Consider the following 22,687-nt stretch of genomic DNA (forward strand, 5'->3'; position numbering starts at 1 on the left):
TGTTTATGTTTTATTAAAATTCTTTAGCGCGGAACTCATTTGCTTAATTTTAAACGTATTTGAGCATCTTGTAATGCGGCTGGTGTAACGTTAAGACCATTTTGATCAATAATTTTTGTGTTTAATAAAATGGAATCTAAGCTTCCACGAAATGTTTGTGTATAGTTTTGACGCAACATTTGTTGTTCTTGTTTTTCATCAACTGTTAATCCAGTTGCTTTTTCTTTTTTGGACAATTCGTTAATACGGAATAAAATATTTTTCATTTGTTTCACCTCTAGTTAGATTTAATTACATTAGCTACTTACTAATGTATAGTTATTTTAACCTATCTTTTAATAAGTGTCAATGTCTATAAAATGCCTTGTTTTGTAAGTGTATGGGGTGAGAGAGAATGTAAATGACTACTAATACTTGAAATAGAAAAGATGTTAATATACAATACCGTAGTAGGGTATAAAGTTGTTGTTTTACATTATGAAAGAAATGAGCACAAAGGAGTATGTAATAATGAATGCAGTAATTTCAAAGAAAGAAACAATCATCTCATATACGATTGCTATTTTATTTATTTTAGCCATGGTAACAGCGGGTGTGTTATTAAATGATCCGGAAGTTATTCTGCCGGAAATAGCAGCGATGGCAATTGCTTTATGGGCGTATCGTGAGCCAGGATGGTTAAGGCAACCAGAAAAAATCTTCATTGCACCTTCAATAACAGCTGTGATTGGTTTTATGGTGAATCAAATGGATATTGCTTATTTAGGGAAAGTAAGTTTAACGCTTGTATTCATGATGCTTTTTTTACGTGTAATTCAATCCAATTTAGCACCATCTATTGCGACAGGTTTATTACCATTAGTAACAAATGCGACGGAATGGTCATTTGTTATCGCGGTATTCGCTTTAACATTTATTTTAATGGTTGGTGTTCTTATATTTAAATTGAATAACGGTATTAAGCGAAAAGTGCAAATACAGTATAAATATATGACTGTATTTCTCATACTAAATTTCGTATGGATTAGTTTATGTTGGATAACTGGTTATGAACAATTAGCAGTTATTCCACCAATATTAGTTGTTGTATATGAATCACTTCAAAAGCCGATGTACAATGAAAAAATGGCTTTTAAACAAATAGTAGTATTAACTACATCTGCAACTGTTGGAACAATATTGTACTTTGCGATTGATTCATGGATTGTAGTCACTTTATTAAATATGATATTAATGCTTATTTTATTAAAAATTGTTGGTGTACGTATTCCAGCAGTGTATGCATTTCCATTATTGCCGCTCGTATTTCCAGATGGAATGATAAAGATGTTACCAGTAGCTTCATTTGTTGCGGGAGTATTTTTATTTGGTGCAGTACTACTGTATAAAAAGTGGGAGATGAAGCAAAAGGGCATGGCAATGTAGATAGAGTAAAGATAGCTTTTAATTAGTAAAATAAATAGACGCCTGTGAGTGTCTATTTATTTTATGAAAAATTTAGTTTAATTCATTTAAGTAATGAACAAGTTCCGATGCTTTAGAGAAAAATGGAGAATGATCAGCTTCTAAAGTAATAATTTTCTTGCAAGGTGTTTCTGTATTCATTCGGCGCTGAAAATCAATTGGAATCGCTCTATCTAGAGTCGTTTCAATATAAATGCGATCTATGGCTCCAAAGTTTTCTTCAGATATTTTCAGCTCTTGTTGGAAGGGTCCTAGTGGTTGAGGACGCATTTGATTAAAAGATGCTTCTTTAATAGAACCGTCTTCTGTAGCATTTAAAAATGTTTGTTCAATTAGATTAGGTATAAGTTCAGCAGTCAAGTCATTTTCATTTATAGTGAATTGCGGGCCATCTTCTCCGTCTAATTTACTACCAAGACTTTCTCCGTTTTGTGGTAAAAAGGCACAAAGATATACTAATTTATCGATTTTATTTGGTATAAGTTCAGCAGTTTGAGTAATAACGATTCCACCCATACTATGTCCAACAAGAATAACCTTTTCATTTTGTTGATTTATATTAGCTGTTACTGCATCAACATAGGAATCTAACGTTATATTTTGTGAAGGAGTTGTATCTTTCCCACTTCCAGGTAAGTCTAGTGTAATAACAGTGTGACCTAAAGCCTCTAGTTGAGGTTTTACTAATTCCCATGCCCATTCACCTTGCCATGCTCCATGTACTAAAATGTAAGTACTCATTTAATCAACACTCCTCTAGGGTATATAAGTTTCATCTATTTGTAATATTGATGATGTATACTCAGTGTAAATGAAGTGGTTTCATAAATATAATGAAGGTTATTTATAGATGATATAAATATATTTTATATAAGGAGAACAGAATGAATGTTTTTGATTTTAAAGTCTTTACATATGTGGCTCGTTTAAATAGTATTAGTCTGGCAGCAAAGGAATTACATATGACACAGCCAGCAATAACCCATATTATTAACAAATTAGAGAAACGATATGCTATAACGTTATTTGATCGCTCTAGACAAGGAACGATTCTAACTGAAAATGGCAAAGAATTTTTAGTTGGTGTGAATCGACTTCTAATGGAGTATGAAAAACTTGAGGAAACAGCTTTCCAGTTGAAAAATAAAAGCTTGTATAAAATTGTACTAGCTACGTATCCTTCCGTTACTGTATATTGTTTGGCGGAGTGTATTCAACTAGGGAATATTGATCATAGTCAATATGTACTTGCAGTTCGAGAAGGAAGCTATCAAGAAGTGTTAGATTGGCTATCATCAGGTAGTGCAGATTTTTCTATTTCTATAAAAGAAAATTTAATACAAGGATTTCATTATGATGTCATTGGTGAAGATCCGTATGTTACGGTTTCTTCAAAAAAAGTTCCGCCTAACCTTACTATTAATGATATAAAAAATTATCCTTTTATTATGCCGCTTTCTGGTTGCAAAGAAGTGCTCGAACCGTATTTGATGAAAAATGAAATAACAGTTAATAAAGTGATGGAGTCAGAATCAATTAGTTCAGCATTAGCACTTACTATACAAGTTAATGGCATAACAATCGTTCCGTTATCAGGACTACATAAGCAAATTATTCATGACTTCATTGTACAGCCGATAGAAATTACAATTCCACGACAACTTATTATGCAATGGTCACCTAAAAAAGAGAATGACCCGCTGTTTCTCGCGTTTGTTAAGAACTTATTAGCTCAACTACAGCAAAAGAAAAAATGAATATAATATTACAAAAGATAAGCTCATTTCACTAGAGCTTATCTTTTGTATGTATTACCAATAAAGAGCAGTATCATAAAATCCGATTAAAATAAGGAGAAAACCAGCTATACGCTGAATGCTATTTCCTATTTTCCTGCTCTTCTTTAGTAATGCCCCGTTTAATCCCAGATATGAGATGAAGGACATTAATACGACGATAGGAAGAGCAGTTCCTATCGAAAAGAACGTTGGAAACAAGTACCCGTAATTAAATGATAAAGATAAAGGGATTAACGTTCCAAAAAATAGAACGAACATAGTCGGACAAAAAGCTAAGGAAAAGAAGAATCCGAGTAAAAATGAACCAACTTCATTTTGATTTCGTATAAATTTAATCGAGAAGAAATATCTTCTTTTTATAATACCTGACAACAGTAGCCCCATTAAAATTAATAGAGGTCCCATCATTTTTCGTAACCATGGAAAATACAAAGTCAATATTTGCTGAATCTCTTTTCCTAAAAACCATACTAATAGTCCAAGCGTCGTAAAAGCCATTATTTTTCCTAAAATGAATAAAAGTATATGTTTCCATACATGTTCCTTTTGTAAAGATTGGTTGCTATAAAGTGTAATAGCACTAATGTTTCCTGTTAATTGGCAAGGAGCAAGGGTACCTACTATGCCTAATAAAAACGAAAATAAAAGAGGTACAGATTTCGTAGCATTCGCGGCATCCATTAAAGGAGACATGAGTTGATAGCTCCATTCACTAATTGTTGAAAACACGTTATATTCACCCTTCTACTTAAATTGGAATGTTCCTTCATTAGCAATCTGCTTCCACGTATTACCCTCATCCGTAGAAAGGAACACATTTGCTTTCATTGTAGCAAATACAATTTCAGCTGAATTTTGAGGGTTTTGTGATATATACATAATTGTATCTTTAGGATCTAAAGGTGGAATTTGTATGTTTGTCTCCTCATTTGTAGCAATGGATTTCTTCGTTACGATTTGCTTATTGATAGGCGCGTAAATAACATCTTCATTACTTAATGTAATTGCGGTCGATTCAAGTGATTTAGCGAATATTTCAAACGTATTTCCGTAATCTGTAGATAAGTAAACACCGTCTTTGGCACTTACTGCGACTACACTAGATTGATTCGGATGTACGGAAAAGGAATGAATCGTACTTGAAAGACCTTTTAACTTACTATTTTCCCAATCTTGTCCGTTGTTCGTACTGAAATAAAAACCTTGTTGTAATTTAGAATTTGGACGCTCATTGTATAAATAAATTGCTTCTGTATTATATCCGATAGCAAGGTTATGAAAATCAGATTCTCCGTAAAATGCTAGCTTTTCAAGAGTATTACCACCATCAGAACTTTTCAATAATCCTAAAGGGTTTTTTAAATTTGCACCTGGTTCAGGGTGACCGCTGGCAAAGAATCCGTTCTTCGTTGCCTGAAATCCCATATAATCATGTAGCTCAGTCTTAGTTTCAAACCATTTGCCATCTTGATAAACTTTTATCCCGCTATGAGTGGCAATAGAAACACCTAGCATATTTCCTGCATAGCCAATTCCATGAATGTGCTCGATTTTTCCAGATGTAATTTCTTTATAGAAGTCTTGCGGATTCGTATTTGCTGTTTTTGTATTTTTTGGTTGAGATTGCGCCGTTCCTTTCTTCACTGGTGCTGTTTCGACGTTGCTAGAACATCCTGAAATTATTAATAAAGAAGTAATTGCTAACCCTGTTGCTACATAATGTTTCAAATTTGTAGGCCCCTTTCCTATATACGTGATTTTAAGTATATGGAATAAATGTCAAGAAATTGTGGAGTGGTATGCATAATTTAGCGTGGAAGGGACCTTAGTAATGAAAATTCTCCTTTGGCTATGAGTACTATTAATTGACGAAAAATTATAACAATAATAGAATGAATTGTATTGATGATTAGTTTCACAAGCATACATAGAACACTAGGGGGATTATTATGAAATCAACATTTTTTGCTCAAAATAGAGAACGATTAGCAAACACATTACCAGAGGGATCTATTACGATATTATTTGCGGGACAAGCACCGCATATGTCAGCTGATGCACATTATAAATTTGTACCGAATCGTAATTTTTACTACTTAACGGGAATCGATGAACCAAATGTTATTTTTATGCTGAAAAAGGTTGGAAGTAGTGTTGAAGAAACACTTTTCATTGAAAAGTCAGATCCAGTAATGGAAAAATGGGTCGGTAAAACAGTTTCTAACGAAGAAGCAGAGAAAATTTCAGGTATAAAGAAAGTTGTATATTTAGATAGCTTTGAAAAGACAATGTCAAATATACTTTTTACAGAAAATGCGAAGCATCTATATTTAGATATAGAACGTCGTGATTGGAATGGTACGGAGACAAAAACATTAGCATTTGCTAAACATGTAAGAGAAAAATACCCACACGTAACAATTGGTAATGTATATCCGAACATTTGTGAATTACGAGTATTTAAAACAGAGGAAGAAATTGAAATTATTAAAGAAGCGATTGCTGTAACGAAAGATGGTATTTACAATGTGTTAAAAAATGTAAAAGCAGGCATGATGGAGTATGAATTAGAAGCTCAATTTGATTTTACACTGAAATCATCTGGCATTAAGCACCATGCGTTCAATACAATTTTGGCGAGTGGGAAAAATGCTACAGTTCTTCATTATGAAGATAATGATGCACAAATTCAAAATGGTGACTTAGTATTACTAGATTTAGGTGCTCAAAAAGACTACTATAACGCTGATATTAGTTATACATTCCCGGCAAATGGAACATTCTCTAGTCGTCAAAAACAAATTTATAATATTGTATTAAAAGCATTAAAAGAAACAACAGCACTTATTACGCCAGGATTAAAGTTCGCTGCATTAAATGAGCATACAAAAAAAGTACTGGCAGAAGAGTGTAAAGCAATTGGTTTAATTCAAGAAGATGAAGAGTTATCAAAATACTATTATCATGGTGTCAGCCATTTCCTTGGTTTAGATACACATGATGTAGGAACATATAAAGATAGAGTGTTAGAAGAAGGTATGGTTATAACAATTGAACCTGGTCTTTATATTGAAGGAGAATCAATTGGAATTCGTATTGAAGATGACATTCTTGTAACGAAAGACGGGTATGAAAACTTGTCAAAAGATATCATTAGGGAAGTTGAAGAAATTGAAGAATTTATGAGTGTAAATAATGAACATGTAAAAGGAAACCAAGCTGTAGTTAAATAATAAAAGAGTCATCACTAATTTATTTGAACTTTATCTCGAATCGTGGACAATTAAAAAATCCATGATTCGGGATAGGGTTCTTTTCTTCGAAATACTAATCTTTAATTATTAATCCTAATAAAGTAGCAAACTGAACAGCTTGATATGTTGATACTTTACATCCTCTTAAATCGTTCACTGAAACTGTAAGTGTATCAAAGGTAGAAGAACTAATATCTATCCCCTTCAGTGATGTCTGATCAAAATTAGCTTCATCAAGACTACATAATTGGAATTCAACTTTTTTAAGTTTACAGTCAAAAAAATCTGCATTATTTAATGAAGTTTCATTGAAGATGATTTTTTCTAGTTTGGAATTTCCAAATGCCGCTAAATTCAAAATTGAATTCTCAAATTTAACATTTCCTAAGCTAGATTCTGTGAAATTTACTCCGATTAATTTACTGTTTTTAAATTCGACTCTGTGAACAGAAGAATTGCTTAAATTAACATTTGATAGATCACAGTTTTCAAAACAAACATCTGTAATATCAATATTGCTAAAGTCTGTATTAGTAAACTTACAGTTTTTTATCACCGCATCATATAATCGCACTCTATCTACAGATTCATTTTCGAAAGTGGAGTCTATAATTTCACACACTTCCAATGTTGGATCTTCTTCATAAAAAATATCTTGAAAATTCTTTGAAGATAACTCTGGTGAAATTTTTGGTCTATCAATTTTCATCGTATATCAATCCTCTTCTATTTGATATATTTGTGTAATTTGAGTCCATTGTTTCCTTGTGAGGAACATTAGTTCTTATTATACAAAAATCTAAGTTCTTTTGTGAAGAGCATTTTAGCTACATTTTTCTTATTTAATAATAGCAGTGTTATTGTTTCTTAAGAAATAACGTCAAAATAAATATGAGAACGGCTAATATAGTCGCTACAAGGGAAGTATTTTATACTTTTAAAATATTCGCCTCTTGTAATGTCTCCGCTTTTAGTAATCTTCCAATTAGCTTACGTATTATCTAATTACATCTCCTTATTTTCTTGAAAATCAAGTTCTATAATGATTTTGAAAAAGAAAAAGGAGGGATTTTCCATGAAGCGATTTGTATTAACAGCTGTTACGGTCTCTGTAATATTTTTAATTGCTGCATGTTCTTTGGCCACAAATACAACAAATGATCATAAAAATATGAAAGATAAAAAAACAATACAGGCTGAAACAGCTACAAAACCATTGAAGGTTGAAAAAGGACCAGAAGTTACTTTAGTAGCGAAAGAAGAAAAGCAAAAGTTAGGTAACGGTGTTATTGTTCCAGTCTGGACATTTAATGGCTCATCACCTGGTCCAGAAATTCGGGTGAAAAAAGGTGAAAAGGTGAAAGTGACATTAAAAAATGAATTATCTGCACCAGTATCTATTCATTGGCATGGATATCCTGTCCCAAATAACATGGATGGAATTCCAGGCGTGACACAAGATGCAGTTGAACCAGGAAAAAGTTTCACTTACGAATTTGAAGCGAACGTACCAGGAACGTACTGGTATCACTCGCATCAAGATTCTGTAAATCAATTAGATAGAGGTTTGTATGGAGCGCTCATTGTAGAAGATACAAAGGAAAAATATGATAAAGATTACACATTAATGTTGGATGAATGGGTTACAGATAAAGAAGAAATGAATAAGCAGTTAAAAGAAATGACAAAAGGGCAAATAGGTAATAAATCTAAAGGTAATGAAAATGAGGAAAAGAATGATGATAAGAACGGCATGGCTCATTCTGGTATGGACATGGGCAGTGATCAAAAAGACTCTGGCAATATGGCGGGAATGGACCATGGAAATATGAAGATGGAAGGTCATGATATGAGTATGTATGATTTATTCACAATCAATGGAAAAAGCGGTGATTTAGTAGTGCCATTGAAAGTGAATAAGGGAGATAAAGTTCGTCTTCGACTCGTTAATGCTGGTTATCTATCACATGATATACATGTTCACGGTCATGATATAAAAGTAATTGCGACAGATGGTCAACCAATAAATGATCCAAAAGTTATAAAGGATAAAGTAATTTCAATCGCACCGGGTGAACGTTATGATATTGAATTTACTGCTAATAAAACTGGGAAATGGTATGTTGAAGACCATTCGAAAAATAAAGGTGCAAAAGGAATGAAAGCTGTTATTGAATATGATGGCAGCAAAGAGATGAAAGATAAAGCAGACGAAAAAGAAAAATTACCGAAAGTAGATATCATGAAATATGGTACTAAAAAATTAGGAAGTTTCCCGTTAAATCAAGAGTATACTGCCACATATAATATGGACTTAAATACGCAAATGAATGGAAATGAAATGGTATATACAATTAACGGAAAGGTATTTCCGGATATTGACCCAATTCAAGTAAAAAAGGGTGATTTAGTAAAAGTGAAGTTGGTAAATCGTTCTAAAATGGATGATCACCCAATGCATCTACATGGTCATTTCTTCCAGGTGTTGAGTAAAGATGGAAAACCGATAGAAGGTTCTCCGATTGTTAAAGACACATTGAATTTGAGGCCAGGAGAAGAATATGAAGTAGCCTTTGTAGCAGACAATCCTGGTGAGTGGATGTTCCACTGTCACGACCTACATCATGCTTCAGCAGGGATGGTAACGGAAGTGAACTATACAGATTATGAATCTGGTTATGTTCCAAACCCTAATATTCCTAATAAACCAGAATAATGTGAAAATCATGTAGTTTATTAATGATGAAAGCAGTTATCTTAATAGGTTGCTGCTTTTATATGTCATGTTGTGAATTGGGAATATTATTTTTATAAAAGTTTAGATAATACGAGAAGGTTATCCTGTAGAAAGAGTTTACAAGGTGAGAATGTTTCTTGTTATTTAAGAATTAAATAACATGGTGGTTTTTGATTAGAAGTGGATAAATTTATTGTATTATATTGTAGTTCCACAAGATTGAATACTTATATTTGACCTTTCTTTTATTTTATACTACAATTCGTAGTGTGAAAGGAGAAGTCAGATATTCAAGCAAAATTATGAGTTAAATGAAGAAGGATTCAATTATGATTTTTTTATTTTTGTAGTATTAATTATAGGTGATTATTTTTTCGGTATTTTTTTGGTAATTAAAACTACATTGTGTAGTGTTCGATTGAAAGAATGAGAGGATTTTCAGAGTGTTATGAATTTAAATTTCTTTTATTACTAGATATAGATTATTGTGAATGATTAGAAATTTAATATGGGAAGTAAAAGAATAATTTTGCTGAATGGTTTAAGTGGGAAAAATATAATGATACTTGAATGTGTTTATAGGAAGGTGTTTTGTACTTATGAAAAAGATTTTAGCTAGTGTAGCAGTAGCTTCTGTTACAGGAAGTGTATTTATTAGTACTGCTCAAGCAAAAAATACTGTTATACCAAAAGACACGAAGCATGAGCAAACGACTGATGTAGTAAAATATGAAAATCAAGTAACAGTAAATACAAATGCTCTACGTGTCCGCACACAACCAAATATGTCTAGTGCAATAATGGGACGCGTGTATGAAGGAGAAGTTTTACAAGTTATTGGAGAAGAAAACAGTTGGCTGAAAATTAATCATAAAGGAAAAACTGGCTATGTAAGTAGTGAATTTGTTTCGGGAAATAATGTATCAGCGAAGACAAATGTAAGCATGAGTCGTAGTAAAACTGTAACTGCTAATGTATTACGTGTTCGCACACAGCCAAATACGTCTAGTGCAATAATGGGGCGCGTATATGAAGGGAAAGCTTTACAAGTTATTGGAGAAGAAAACGGTTGGTTAAAAATTAATCATAATGGAGAAGTAGGTTATGTAAGCAGTCAATTTGTAATAGACGGTAGTTCAAATGGAAGCGACAATAACAATGGAAAAGTTCAAGTAGCGAGTGGCAATTACAAAGTTAACGTATCTTCTCTCCGCGTACGTACAGGTCCAAGTACTTCCCATGCAATTTTAGGCTCTATACATAAAGGACAAGTTGTTCAAGTAACTGGTGAAATTCAAGATTGGGTCAAAATTAACTATAGTGGACAAACTGCTTATATTAGTAAAGATTATATTTCAAAGAGTGGTTCTAATGCAAATGTAGACCAAACAAATGAACAACAAAAGAATGTTACGGTTCAAACTGACGGCACATACATTGTAAACGCTACTTCTTTACGTGTTCGCACGGGCCCTGCTACTTACCATAGTGTAATTGGTGGTGTATTAAACGGACGAATATTGCAAGTAACTGGCGTTGAAAATGGCTGGTTGAAAATTAATCATAATGGAAGAACTGGTTATGTAAGTAGTGAATATGTAAAATTCGTTAAAGGAGGTACACCATCAAAACCTGAAACTAGTAATCTATCTACTGGGGCAACAGTTGGTGACTACTATGTTAACGTAAACGTGTTAAATGTAAGAAACGGCGCTGGTACAAATCATGGTGTAATTGGTGCATTATCAAAAGGAATAAAAGTACAGGTTCTATTTGAACAAAATGGCTGGTTGAAAATTAATTACAACGGTAAAAACGGTTATGTATCAAGTGAATTTTTATCAAAAACAAGTGAGACTGATGCAGAGAAGCGGCGGCAATCCCAAGAGGTAAATAAAACAAATGACTTTATTCAACCAGCTGCAGGAAGATATACTTCTAGATTTGAGAAACGTGGTGGGAAAATGCATCATGGATTAGATATTGCTGCTTCAGGAACAGTGTCGGTTGTTGCTGCCGCAGAGGGGGTAATCACTCGCTCTTATTATTCTACAAGCTATGGTAATGTTGTGTTTATTTCTCACAATATTAACGGACAAACATATATGACTGTATATGCTCATTTAAAGAGTCGTCCTGTTTCTGCTGGTCAAAAAGTGAAGCAAGGACAACAAATTGGCATAATGGGGAATACAGGACAATCTGAAGGACAGCACTTACATTTTGAAATCCATAAAGGTGAATGGAATGCAAAGAAGAGCAATGCTATGGATCCAAAAATATATATTGGTTAATTGAAAATTTATCCCGCATTAACGGGCAGTAAGCCCCACGTCTCAAAATTCAGCGAAAGCGAAGAAGTTAGGTTGGGGATCAACTGCCCGTAAAAGCCCGATTGGTGAAGGCTGATAATCAGTGGGGATGAACAAAACCCCTACTGATTAAAGTTTCGCTTTATTATTTCAACCTGGAATAGTATATTTTCTCAAGCAAAGAGAATTTCATAGATTTAGAAGTTTTGAACTAACAATTCAAAGTGTTTTTATCTTTGTCTGTTAAGAAATAAAAATAATGAAATCGATCCCCTCTACTATGATGAAATAGTAGAGGGGATCGATTATAGTTGTTAATGTTTATGTTGTTCTTCTGTGGAAGAGGTGGGCGGGATATGCTCTGGGAACGTTACAAATATAGTCAGGATAATTACTACACCAATTGAGAGTAATAATGGAAAACGTCGCTGAATAACAGCAGAAAAACTTTCTGATAAAAACTGAATCATACATGACATAGTTATTGTTATAGTTATAGTAAGTAAAAGGCTAATGAACAATATACTATGAGCTTGTTGAGCATTTAACATTTCTGTAATCATTGCTCCCATCATACTTGCCATTAATCCAGAAAACATTCCTTCTAAAGCAGTATATAGGTGAAAACGTAGACCCACTAAAAAACCGATAAAACCACTAATTAAAATAGCAAGTAAAGTAGAATATAGTAATTCCCCCTTAAAGAGAATGCCTAAATAAAAACCAATACTTAAACCGATACTCATACTAAAAGACATAATAAATACCATATACTCCATTAGGGTACCCTTACGTTTAGAAATATTGGATGTAATAAGAATTGAGGTACAGCAAAGTGTTAAGGTAGTTAACGTATAAGCAAACATTATGATACCTCCTTGTCCTATCGTTCATTTCATCATATGTGTACTTATGATAATTTATATCTGCATATTATCTGCACAATTTCATAGATGTAAGCAAAGGAACGCTTGATTTTTTAGGGCGTCTTTTTTAATTGTAAGCATGTGAAAGAAATTGTTATATTATGAGTTTCTATTGTGAAGCCATAAAGAATAAGCGTATAATATTATAGGTCTCCCATTTGCGAGACAAACCGCGAATGATAAATAAGATTGTTGTTTTATCATCGCTTCTAAACATATAGACAATGAAAGTAACACTGGAATACAGATAGGGAGTTATAAAATGAAATTAATTATTGCCGAGAAACCAGATCAAGGGTTGGCTCTTGTTTCACAGTTTAAATATCGCCGGAAAGATGGATATTTAGAAGTAGAAGCGAATGAGTTATTTCCAAATGGAGCGTACTGTACATGGGCAATTGGTCATTTGACGCAGTTATGTAATCCAGAGCATTATCACGCAGAGTGGAAAAAATGGTCACTTGATACGTTACCGATGATTCCTGAACGATTTCAATTTGAAGTAACAAAGTCAAAGTATAAGCAATTTAACGTTGTGAAACAGCTGTTACATAATCCACAGGTAACAGAAATCATTCACGCAGGAGATGCTGGGCGTGAAGGGGAACTGATCGTACGAAATATTATTAATCTTTGTAACGTGCAAAAGCCGATGAAACGTCTATGGATTTCATCTTTAACGAAGCAAGCTATTTACCAAGGATTTAAAAATCTACTTGATGAATCAGATACAATTAATACGTATTACGAAGCATACACAAGATCTTGCGCTGACTGGGTTGTTGGTATGAATGCATCACGTGTCTTTAGTATTTTGTTAAAGAAAAAAGGAATGAATGATGTATTTTCTGCTGGTCGTGTCCAAACACCAACGTTAGCATTGATTGTAAAGCGAGAGAAAGAAATTGAAAACTTTAAGTCAGAGCCTTTCTGGGAAGTGTTTGCAACCTTTAATATAGAAGGAAAGAAATATGACGGGAAATGGGAAAAGGATAATGAATCCCGCTTAAAAGACCCTGATATGGCGAATAAAATTGCGGCATTTTGCCAAGGGAAACCGGCTGTTGTGAAGGAAATGAAAACGGAGCGTAAAGAGTTTCAGCCGCCGCTTTTATTTAACTTATCATCACTGCAAGCAACGGCAAATAAAGCCTTTAAGTTTTCACCGAAAAAGACGCTTGATATAACGCAAGCACTATATCAAAAAGGGATTGTTTCTTATCCACGTTCAGATTCTAACTATGTTACACAAGGAGAAGCAGCGACGTTCCCTGATATTTTACAGAAGTTAAGTCAGTTTGATGAATATAAAGGCTTATTACCGGCTCCGGTTGAATCCATTATGAATAACAAGCGTTATGTAAATGAAAAGAAAGTAACAGATCACTACGCAATTATTCCGACAGAGCAAGTTACAAACCCAAGCAGACTATCAGGTGATGAAAAGAAAATATACGATATGATCGTAAGAAGGCTTATTGCAGCTCATTATGAAGTTGCAATCTTTGACTATACAACAATCATTACGCTTGTAGATGAACGTGCTGAATTCATTTCAAAAGGAAAACAGCAAATTCAAGAAGGTTGGCGTAAAGTTATTTTCCAAGACGATAAAGATGACGAAACCATTCTTCCAATTGTAGCTGAAGGCGAAGAAGGAAAAGTTGTAAAGGTGAAAGTGAAAGAAGGAAAAACACAGCCACCGAAGCGCTATACAGAAGGACAACTTATTACGTTAATGAAAACAGCTGGTAAGTATTTAGAGAATGAAGAGCTGGAGAAAGTATTAAAGAAAACAGAAGGTTTAGGTACGGAAGCGACTCGCGCAGGTATTATTACGATGCTGAAAGACCGTAAGTATATAGATGTAAAGAAAAACCAAGTGTATGCAACTGATAAAGGAAAAGTATTAATTACCGCAATTGGTGACAAAATACTAGCTTCACCAGAAATGACTGCGAAATGGGAACAACGTCTTGCGGAAATTGGTGAAGGTACAGCTTCACCAGCTACATTTATGGAACAGACGAAAAAGCTATCAGCTAAAATTATTGAAGATGCAGTGGAAATGTCAGAGAAATGGGACTTTACTGGATTGCATGTTGAATCGATTGAGCGAAAAGGATCGAAATTTACAACAGGTAAAAAGGTTGGTAGCTGTAAAAAATGTGATGGCGATGTAATTGATAAGTCAACGTTTTACGGCTGTTCTAATTACAACACGACACAATGTGACTTTACCATCTCGAAGAAAATATTAAGTAAAACAATTTCGCAAAAGAATATGACAAAGCTATTAAAAGGTGAAAAGACCGATTTAATTAAAGGCTTTAAAAAGGGCGAGAAAACATTTGATGCGAAGTTAGAGTGGAAAGATAATAAGATTAATTTTGTGTTTGAGAATTAAGTTGTTTTAACAAATAAAAATATGATAATTAAAAAATATCCTATAGAATAGACGCTTAAAAAAGTCTATTCTATAGGATATTTTTTTGAATAAGTAGTACTATATATTTTTGTTTGAAATGAAATATACAATAAAAAAATCTTTATAATTGATAATTATTTATTGTAAAACAATAAATTGTGTATTAAAATCATTATCATAATAAATCAGTGAGATGCTTTTTATAGAAAGGTAACAAAGCTGTTTTTTATTAGAGGAGGTAAAATTATGAACAATCAAAATTTGATTATCGAAAATATGGATAACCCTCATGAGTTGGAGAAGATGTATAGAAAAGATCCGAAAGCTTTTAAAAAATCATTCTCACAAGCATGGGACCAAAAACCTGATTCTCAGGTTCTAGCTGCTTGGTATGAAAGGTTGCATTTCAAGGAGAAGGTAAATAAAGAAAAAACATCTTTGTTTCAAAATGGTTTCTTATTCATGGGCCTTTTAGCTATTTTGGCCGGCATAAGCACTAGAATCATTTTCCACTTTGTTGAGCAGGAAGCAATTGCTCCAATTAATTTGGCTTTTGGTGTAATTCCCTTTATTGCTGCTTATTTTGTTTACAATAATACTCCGAAAAAAAGTATTATTTATTCCCTTGCAGCGTTGTTCCTAATTTCCGGGTATTATCTTAATACGTTGCCAGTAAATTATAAAGACAGTACCATACTTGCGTATTTACATCTTCCTATATTTTTATGGGGCTTAGTAGGGCTTGCATTTACAGGAAATGAATATTCAAAAGGCAGTACAAGATTAGCCTATATTAAATTTAATTTAGAATATTGTCTTCTCTACGGGAGCATGGCAGTGAGCGGAATGATACTTGCGGTATTCACCATGCGTTTATTTAGCTTTGTTGACTTAGATATAGGAGAATTCTATTTTAGTAATGTTGTTTTATTTGGAGCAGCGGCTCTCGCTATTGTGACTGCATACTTAGTATCAATGAATCTTAAGCTTGCTAAAAATATTACACCATACATATCTAAAATTTTTAGTCCTCTCGTCCTGATTACCTTGCTTATCTATCTTATAACGGTAATTTGGGTCGGAAAAAATCCATTCTTGGATCGCAATTTCCTAATGGCCTTCAACGGAATACTGCTTGGCGTATTGGCTGTTACTATATTTTCTATCGTTGAGAGTGACTCGGACGAGAAAAAGAACATTTCAGATTATATAAATTTTTCCTTAATTGTTCTGGCGCTTATTATTGACACTGTCGCATTGTCAGCCATAGTATTCAGACTTTCTTCTTACGGGATTACACCTAATAGACTTGCTGTTTTAGGTGTAAACATACTGGTCTGGGCAAATTTAATTTGGATTATGTTTTCCTATATGCGTTTCTTGCAAAATAAATCAGGACCAAAAGCTATCCAAGATGCCGTTACGAAGTATTTGCCAATATACGGACTTTGGGCAGCTTTCGTTATATTTACGTTTCCTATCATTTTTAATTAGAAAGGATCTGTTAATGTAACGAAAAGTTAATTCTCTATAACATATAAAATTTTTAGAGCCGATCAATTTATAATTGGTATTATTACGTTTGTAGTTTCGGTAATTTCATTTGTATTGATAAATAAGAAGTAAGTGTTGTATGTAATCTTTCCATAATAAAAAACGTCCCAAAATGGGACGTTTTTTATTATGCATATTGCCGTTTTTTCTTAATAAGCAACAAAACTTGTGACACACAAGCTAGTACCGGTAACTCAATCAATGGTCCAATAACGAGTGCAAGTGCGATAAGAGGTTCGTCTGGAAAAGCGGTCACAGCGATAGCGAGTGCAACAGGTGAGTTTCTTGCTAACGTTGTTAAGCTTAGACTTACTGTATCTTTGTAAGATAAATGCATCATGCGCCCGATAAATTGTCCTAGTAAAAAATTAATGATGAAGAACAATAGAACAGGAACGAGTAATAATAAAACGACATTCATATTTTGCAGTAAATATTTACCTTGTGATGCAAACATCGCTACTATTGCTAAACTTAAAAATATAATTTGAGCAGAGCTGAAAAACGGAATGAGTTTATTCTCGAGAGTTTCAGCTTTTTTCATTTTATTCATAATGAACTTTGTAGCGTGTGCAAGTATAAATGGTAAGACGATTACGATAACAATACTTTCTACTAAAACAGAAATCGCTACAGTTTTCATGACACCAGCAAATAAAAATAAATAAATGGGAAGGAGCAGTACTTGCAAAATTAAATTTACAGGTAAAATTGCAGTAGAAAGTGCTACATTACCTTTCGCTATTTCAGTAAAGATTAAGTACCAATCTGTACATGGAGTAACCATTAACATTATAAATCCAACCCAAAGTGCTGGATGATCGGAAAGAAATAGTGCTCCTAACCCCCAAGCGAGTAAAGGTGTCCATAAGAAGTTAATAGTAAGACTTGTTCCAGCAAATTTTAAATTGCGAAATCCGTTTTTTATTTCTTTTAATGGAATGCTGAGGAATAATCCATATAGCATGAAAAATAAGAAGGGGACAATAAATTTGTCTGAATACGTATGTATCATATTAAATTGTCCGAGTACGATGCCGCATGTAACAGCAAAAAGAATAATAAAAGTTTGAATCTTTTCTATAGTGCTCATGAATAAATCCTTTCTATATATGAATTTTCCTCTCAAAGTTTATTATACAAGTAATAAAGATGTATTTGGTGTTCAATTGTATTTTAGTTAATATTTTTAAATTGAGATTTTATTTTTTATTAAAAGTTACTTGACTAAAGTAAGTGACTATATTACAATCACTTACATAAGGTAATTAAATAACAAAAAGTTGTGATAGCGTAACTTAAGGTATCTATTGGAACTTTTTCTTAGAATAAGAATTTTTATGATGATGAATAATGAATATGAAAAGAAAGATTAGGTGAAGAAAATGGGACTATTTAGCTCATTATTTGGTAAAAAAGAAGAAAATACGAATGTAGAGGGGAATAAAAAAATGTCAAAAGTATTATTTGTAAAAGCAAACGATCGTCCAGCGGAGCAAGCAGTTAGTTCAAAAATGTATGAAACATTTGTAAGTACTTATAAAGAAGCAAATCCAAATACAGAAATTACGGAATTAGATTTATTTGCATTAGATCTTCCTTATTACGGAAATATCGCGATTTCAGGTGGATATAAACGTAGCCAAGGCATGGAGTTAACTGCTGAAGAAGAGAAGGCAGTTGCTACAGTAGATCAATATTTAAATCAGTTTTTAGAAGCTGATAAGGTTGTATTTGCATTCCCATTATGGAACTTTACAGTACCAGCGCCATTAATCACATATATTTCATACTTATCTCAAGCTGGAAAAACGTTTAAATATACAGCAAATGGCCCAGAAGGTTTAGTTGGTGGTAAAAAAGTAGTTGTGTTAGGTGCTCGTGGTTCAGATTACTCTTCAGAGCAAATGGCTCCTATGGAAATGGCAGTTAATTACGTAACAACGGTACTTGGATTCTGGGGAATTACAAATCCAGAGACAGTTGTAATTGAAGGACACAATCAATATCCAGATCGTTCACAACAAATTGTTGAAGAAGGTCTAGAAAACGTTAAAAAAGTAGCAGCAAAATTTTAATTCATGATAGTAAATGGAAAAACCAACATGGATGACCATGTTGGTTTTTTAGTCTATTTTTCATGTTAAAAAATGTATATTTATAAAATAAAAGAAAAGTTCGAAAATAGTATTGCAAAATATTATATAGCAAACTATAATGAGTTCAAGAATAGTTGATACTTAAATTAAATATTCAGAAAATTCAATTAGTTAAAATTGGAAAATGAGATAAGGAAACTTGAATGGGGGTTATATTATGGCGAATAAAGTACCGTTTTCGTTCATAGTAGTTATTGGATTAATGTTATTTGCACTATTTTTTGGAGCGGGAAATTTAATTTTCCCAGCGATGCTTGGTCAATCAGCAGGAGAGAATGTATGGATTGCTAACGCTGGATTTTTAGTAACTGGTGTTGGATTACCATTACTAGGTGTGCTAGCATTTGGTTTTTCAGGTAAAGATGATTTGCAGTCGTTAGCTAGTCGTGCTCACCCAGTGTTTGGGATTGTGTTTACAACAGTTTTATACTTAGCGATTGGTCCGTTATTTGCAATACCGAGAACAGGAAATGTTTCTTATGAAATTGGTCTTAAGCCGTTTATGCCAGAGGGAGTAGGTTCTACACCTTTAATTCTTTTCACAATTATATTCTTTAGCATCACTTGTTTTTTTTCGCTAAATCCCGCGAAAATTGTCGATATTGTTGGAAAAATTTTAACGCCAATTAAGTTGACTTTCATCGGTATTTTAGTAATCGTTGCTTTTATACATCCGATTGGAGATATGCAAGCACCAGTGGAAGCTTATACATCACATGCATTCTTTAAAGGATTCCAAGAAGGATACTTAACGATGGATACGCTCGCATCATTCGTATTCGGGATTATCATCATCAATGCTATTAAAGAAAAAGGTGCGAAAACGAAAACACAAATTATGGTCGTTTGTGCAAAAGCGACAATTATTGCAGCATCTATTTTAGCAATTATCTATACAGCACTTTCTTATATGGGTGCTTCAAGTGTTGCAAAGCTTGGACATTTAGAGAACGGCGGAGAAGTATTAGCGAAAGTTTCTAACTACTATTTCGGATCATATGGCGGAGTATTATTAGGATTAATGATTACAGTAGCTTGTTTAACAACTAGTGTGGGACTTGTATCAGCATGTTCTTCATTCTTCCATAAGTTATTCCCAAATGTTCCTTACAAAGCAATTGCAATCACGCTATGTGTATTTAGTGCAATTGTTGCAAATGTAGGATTAACACAGTTAATCGCAGTTTCTGTTCCAGTATTAACAGCAATTTATCCACTAGCAATCGTATTGATTTTCTTAACATTCTTCCATTCATTATTCAAAGGAAGAGCTGAAGTTTATCAAGTGAGCTTAATCGTAACATTTATCATCAGCTTATTCGATGGATTAAGTGCAGCTGGAGTTAACATTGAAGTAGTAAGCCAAGTGTTCACTAAATTCCTTCCGATGCAGGAAGTAGGATTAGGCTGGATCTTCCCAGCGATTATCGGTGGATTTATCGGATATGGACTTAGTATTTTAAAAGTGAAAAACCAAGTTCAACCAGCAACTAGAGCGGATAAGAAAATAGGTTAAATAAAAAAAGTTATAGAACTTGTTTCTATAGCTTTTTTTGTTACTATTAATAATGAGAAAAAATAAAGTAGTAGGGGAAATAAAATGAAAAAAACAATTGATCATATCGGAATCGCAGTTCGTGATATAGATAGTACGATACGTTTTTATGAACAGGTTCTATCAGGAGAATTAATAGATCGTTACGTAAGTGAAGCTCCTGGTGTGGAAAGTGAAGTAGCCATTCTTGAAGTGGCTGGAGATAGAATTGAATTACTTGCACCGACGAATAATACGACATCTCCAATTGCCCGTTTTATTAAACAAAAAGGTAAAGGTGTTCATCACGTTGCGTATCGTGTCGATGATTTAGATGTGGCTCTAGAAGAGTTAAAAGAACAAGGTATTCGGACATTAGAGCATACACTACGCATTAATAAGCACGGTAGAAGGTTAATTTATCTTAACCCAGCGGATACAGAAGGAACGATTATCGAGTATTGTGATTATCCGGAAGAGAAATAGAAGAGGGATATTTTTTTAAAGGTGTTACGTAATAACGTAATACCTTTTTATTTATGTATTTCACATTTTCTTCACAAATGATTCACGATAACTTTTCTTCTTTGATAACTTACATAAATATATTTTATGATATAATAACAATCGGCTTTAAAAATGTAAGTTGTATCTATCATGATAGTTACTATTATATTAGAAGTTTAGAGGTGGAAGAGAAATAAGAATTATACTTTATAGAAGTTTATATTTAACCAGGTTAATATTTCGCCCGAGAATCAAACTTTGGAAGTTAAAGGAATGAAAATAGAGCGATGAGGAAGAAAGAAGTGAAATGAGTGTGAAAGTAATGAGAAGATTAGGGACATGGTTATTACTTGCATGTGTGCTTATCATATTGATACCGAAAAGTGCATCTGCTCATGCGTACGTTGTGAAATCAAACCCTATGGAAAATGAAACGTTGAAGAGAGCACCATCTGTTGTAAAAATTGAATTCGATGAGGACATACAAGTTTCACGTTTTAATACATTGTACGTGAGAGATACATCAGGTAAAAGGGTCGATTTAAAAGATGCTCATATTGATAAAAAAAATAAAAAACTATTAGAAGCCGGATTAAAAGAAAACCTCAAAAATGGTCTCTACTCTATTCAGTGGAAAGCTATTTCAGCTGATGGACATCCAATTCAAGGGGTTATTCCATTCCGTATTGGATTAGCAGAAGCGGGAACAGACGATGTACAAGTGGAAGAGATGGGGTATGTCCCGCAAATCGATATGATTATGGAACGTGGAATTTTATATGCGAGTTTCTCGCTATTTTTAGGAGTTCTCTTCTTTAATCTTATTATGTATAAAGGGAATGCAACCTCGGTTCGATCAAGGAGTAAGAACATAATATGGATCTCCTTATTTGGGATATTTATTAGCTTGTTATTCAACCTACCATTGCAAGCGAAAATAAATGCTGATGTTTCATGGCTAGAAGCATTCAATCCTTTACTATTAAAAGAAACATTACAGCTTTCTGTTTTTGGTTATGTATGGATTACTCAAATGGTTCTCATTAGTACGCTTATAATTGTTACGTATTTTGCGGTGAAGCATGAGAAGTTTTCGTCGTTTAAAGTATGGAGTATTCCAATACTATTGTTTATAGGGTTACTTGTTATGAAAGCCTTTAATAGTCACGCATACGGTTTAAAGTTTAAAGACATTGCTGTCGTTATGGATTTTCTACATTTATTCGCAGCTTCATTATGGGTTGGTGGTTTATCATCTATTATTCTTCTTTTACGTAAAGAGGATAACAAGTGGCATATGTATTGGGATATGATTAAGCGTTTTTCACCGTGGGCAACAGGTGCTGTTATCGTGATTTTAATAACAGGCCTTTTTAACAGTACATTTGTTATTCCAACAATCCACTCGTTATTTGATACGAAGTATGGATTGGCTTTATTAACAAAGATACTTTTATTCATTTTCATGGGGATATTGGGAATTATTCATTATATGAAAGGGAGAATGCGAGCGCAGCAAGGATTAGGTGCTACGGTGAAAGTAGAGTTTATCATTGGAATTATCATTTTCGTAATCGTAGCTTTTATGACAAACGTACAAACACCACCGATGCCTCCTACTGGACCTTTTACAGAGAGTAAACAATTAGATAATGGATATGAAATGACGCTAAATGTAAGTCCTAATAGAGTAGGACAAAATATATTCCATATTACTTTAAATGATGAGAACGGACAACCCGTTACTGATATGGAACAAATTATATTAACGACTCAATCGTTAGATATGAATATGGGAAAAGGATCATTTAAAGTTTCGGCAGTTTCACCGGGAGAATATGAAGCAGAAGGTATGTATATTAACATGACAGGAAACTGGAATATACAAGTACATGGATTAACGAAATCGCTTGATAGCTTCGATACGGATTATAAATTTATTGTAGGTGGCAGATAAAGTGAAACTTTAAGCAGCCCTCATCAATTGGGCTACCCGGCGAATAGCGGGATAAA

The 22,687-nt window shown here is 33.4% G+C and carries 18 protein-coding genes; 11 read left to right on the forward strand and 7 right to left on the reverse strand.

Annotated elements, in window-relative coordinates; translation table 11 throughout:
- Positions 1-35: 35 nt before the first annotated feature.
- Positions 36-266: a DUF896 domain-containing protein gene (locus tag DN399_RS09075; protein ID WP_049107646.1), complete on the reverse strand. Its 231-nt coding sequence runs from the start codon at positions 264-266 to the stop codon at positions 36-38.
- A gap of 244 nt (positions 267-510) precedes the next feature.
- On the opposite strand from DN399_RS09075, the gene DN399_RS09080 reads away from it, so the two are divergent.
- On the forward strand, positions 511-1,425 hold the full coding sequence (locus DN399_RS09080; protein ID WP_000994724.1) for a membrane protein: 915 nt from the start codon (positions 511-513) through the stop codon (positions 1,423-1,425).
- A gap of 72 nt (positions 1,426-1,497) precedes the next feature.
- Here DN399_RS09080 and DN399_RS09085 read toward each other — a convergent pair whose 3' ends face one another.
- Positions 1,498-2,205: an alpha/beta fold hydrolase gene (locus tag DN399_RS09085; RefSeq protein WP_000109163.1), complete on the reverse strand. Its 708-nt coding sequence runs from the start codon at positions 2,203-2,205 to the stop codon at positions 1,498-1,500.
- Between the two features lie 143 nt (positions 2,206-2,348).
- Between DN399_RS09085 and DN399_RS09090 the strand changes: the two genes are divergently transcribed.
- Complete coding sequence (locus tag DN399_RS09090) at positions 2,349-3,221, forward strand: LysR family transcriptional regulator (protein WP_049107644.1); 873 nt, start codon at positions 2,349-2,351, stop codon at positions 3,219-3,221.
- Positions 3,222-3,275: 54 nt separating this feature from the next.
- Here the strand turns inward: DN399_RS09090 and DN399_RS09095 are convergent, their stop codons facing one another.
- On the reverse strand, positions 3,276-3,992 hold the full coding sequence (locus tag DN399_RS09095; RefSeq protein ID WP_000493100.1) for an urease accessory protein UreH domain-containing protein: 717 nt from the start codon (positions 3,990-3,992) through the stop codon (positions 3,276-3,278).
- A 15-nt stretch (positions 3,993-4,007) separates the two neighbouring features.
- Positions 4,008-4,991, reverse strand: coding sequence for a F510_1955 family glycosylhydrolase (locus tag DN399_RS09100; RefSeq protein ID WP_000683847.1), 984 nt, complete (start codon positions 4,989-4,991; stop codon positions 4,008-4,010).
- 221 nt (positions 4,992-5,212) lie between these two features.
- Here DN399_RS09100 and DN399_RS09105 point away from each other — a divergent pair, with 221 nt between their 5' ends.
- The gene (locus DN399_RS09105) at positions 5,213-6,496 is read left to right on the forward strand and encodes an aminopeptidase P family protein (RefSeq protein WP_049107643.1); all 1,284 of its coding nucleotides are present in this window, start codon (positions 5,213-5,215) and stop codon (positions 6,494-6,496) included.
- 94 nt (positions 6,497-6,590) lie between these two features.
- Here the strand turns inward: DN399_RS09105 and DN399_RS09110 are convergent, their stop codons facing one another.
- Positions 6,591-7,226, reverse strand: a complete 636-nt coding sequence (locus tag DN399_RS09110; RefSeq protein WP_000687270.1) for a pentapeptide repeat-containing protein — start codon at positions 7,224-7,226, stop codon at positions 6,591-6,593.
- Between the two features lie 366 nt (positions 7,227-7,592).
- Here DN399_RS09110 and DN399_RS09115 point away from each other — a divergent pair, with 366 nt between their 5' ends.
- Together DN399_RS09115 and DN399_RS09120 are read left to right on the forward strand one after the other, a co-directional pair.
- Positions 7,593-9,233, forward strand: coding sequence for a multicopper oxidase family protein (locus DN399_RS09115; RefSeq protein WP_016122305.1), 1,641 nt, complete (start codon positions 7,593-7,595; stop codon positions 9,231-9,233).
- 620 nt (positions 9,234-9,853) lie between these two features.
- The gene (locus DN399_RS09120; protein ID WP_149149510.1) at positions 9,854-11,548 is read left to right on the forward strand and encodes an SH3 domain-containing protein; all 1,695 of its coding nucleotides are present in this window, start codon (positions 9,854-9,856) and stop codon (positions 11,546-11,548) included.
- 332 nt (positions 11,549-11,880) lie between these two features.
- Here DN399_RS09120 and DN399_RS09130 read toward each other — a convergent pair whose 3' ends face one another.
- Positions 11,881-12,432 (reverse strand): hypothetical protein, encoded by a 552-nt coding sequence (locus tag DN399_RS09130; protein ID WP_149149511.1) that lies wholly within the window; start codon positions 12,430-12,432, stop codon positions 11,881-11,883.
- Between the two features lie 322 nt (positions 12,433-12,754).
- Here DN399_RS09130 and topB point away from each other — a divergent pair, with 322 nt between their 5' ends.
- Complete coding sequence (gene topB, locus DN399_RS09140) at positions 12,755-14,899, forward strand: DNA topoisomerase III (RefSeq protein WP_000766734.1); 2,145 nt, start codon at positions 12,755-12,757, stop codon at positions 14,897-14,899.
- A 267-nt stretch (positions 14,900-15,166) separates the two neighbouring features.
- Positions 15,167-16,414 (forward strand): DUF4153 domain-containing protein, encoded by a 1,248-nt coding sequence (locus DN399_RS09145; RefSeq protein ID WP_149149512.1) that lies wholly within the window; start codon positions 15,167-15,169, stop codon positions 16,412-16,414.
- 187 nt (positions 16,415-16,601) lie between these two features.
- Here DN399_RS09145 and DN399_RS09150 read toward each other — a convergent pair whose 3' ends face one another.
- Positions 16,602-17,567 carry an arsenic resistance protein gene (locus DN399_RS09150; protein ID WP_006922051.1) on the reverse strand — a complete coding sequence of 322 codons (966 nt, stop codon included), beginning with the start codon at positions 17,565-17,567 and terminating at the stop codon, positions 16,602-16,604.
- Positions 17,568-17,859: 292 nt separating this feature from the next.
- On the opposite strand from DN399_RS09150, the gene DN399_RS09155 reads away from it, so the two are divergent.
- The 4 genes from DN399_RS09155 (at position 17,860) to DN399_RS09170 (ending at position 22,631) form a co-directional block, all read left to right on the forward strand.
- Positions 17,860-18,552, forward strand: coding sequence for an FMN-dependent NADH-azoreductase (locus tag DN399_RS09155; protein ID WP_000522528.1), 693 nt, complete (start codon positions 17,860-17,862; stop codon positions 18,550-18,552).
- Between the two features lie 238 nt (positions 18,553-18,790).
- Positions 18,791-20,149 carry a branched-chain amino acid transport system II carrier protein gene (gene brnQ, locus DN399_RS09160; RefSeq protein ID WP_001284786.1) on the forward strand — a complete coding sequence of 453 codons (1,359 nt, stop codon included), beginning with the start codon at positions 18,791-18,793 and terminating at the stop codon, positions 20,147-20,149.
- An 84-nt stretch (positions 20,150-20,233) separates the two neighbouring features.
- Positions 20,234-20,653, forward strand: coding sequence for a VOC family protein (locus DN399_RS09165; protein ID WP_000750854.1), 420 nt, complete (start codon positions 20,234-20,236; stop codon positions 20,651-20,653).
- Between the two features lie 328 nt (positions 20,654-20,981).
- Entirely contained in the window at positions 20,982-22,631 is a 1,650-nt protein-coding gene (locus DN399_RS09170; protein WP_149149513.1) for a copper resistance CopC/CopD family protein, read from the forward strand.
- Positions 22,632-22,687: the final 56 nt, after the last annotated feature.

Origin of the sequence: Bacillus sp. AR4-2 (genome assembly GCF_008274865.1) — a bacterium.
GTDB classification, from domain to species: Bacteria; Bacillota; Bacilli; order Bacillales; family Bacillaceae_G; genus Bacillus_A; species Bacillus_A cereus.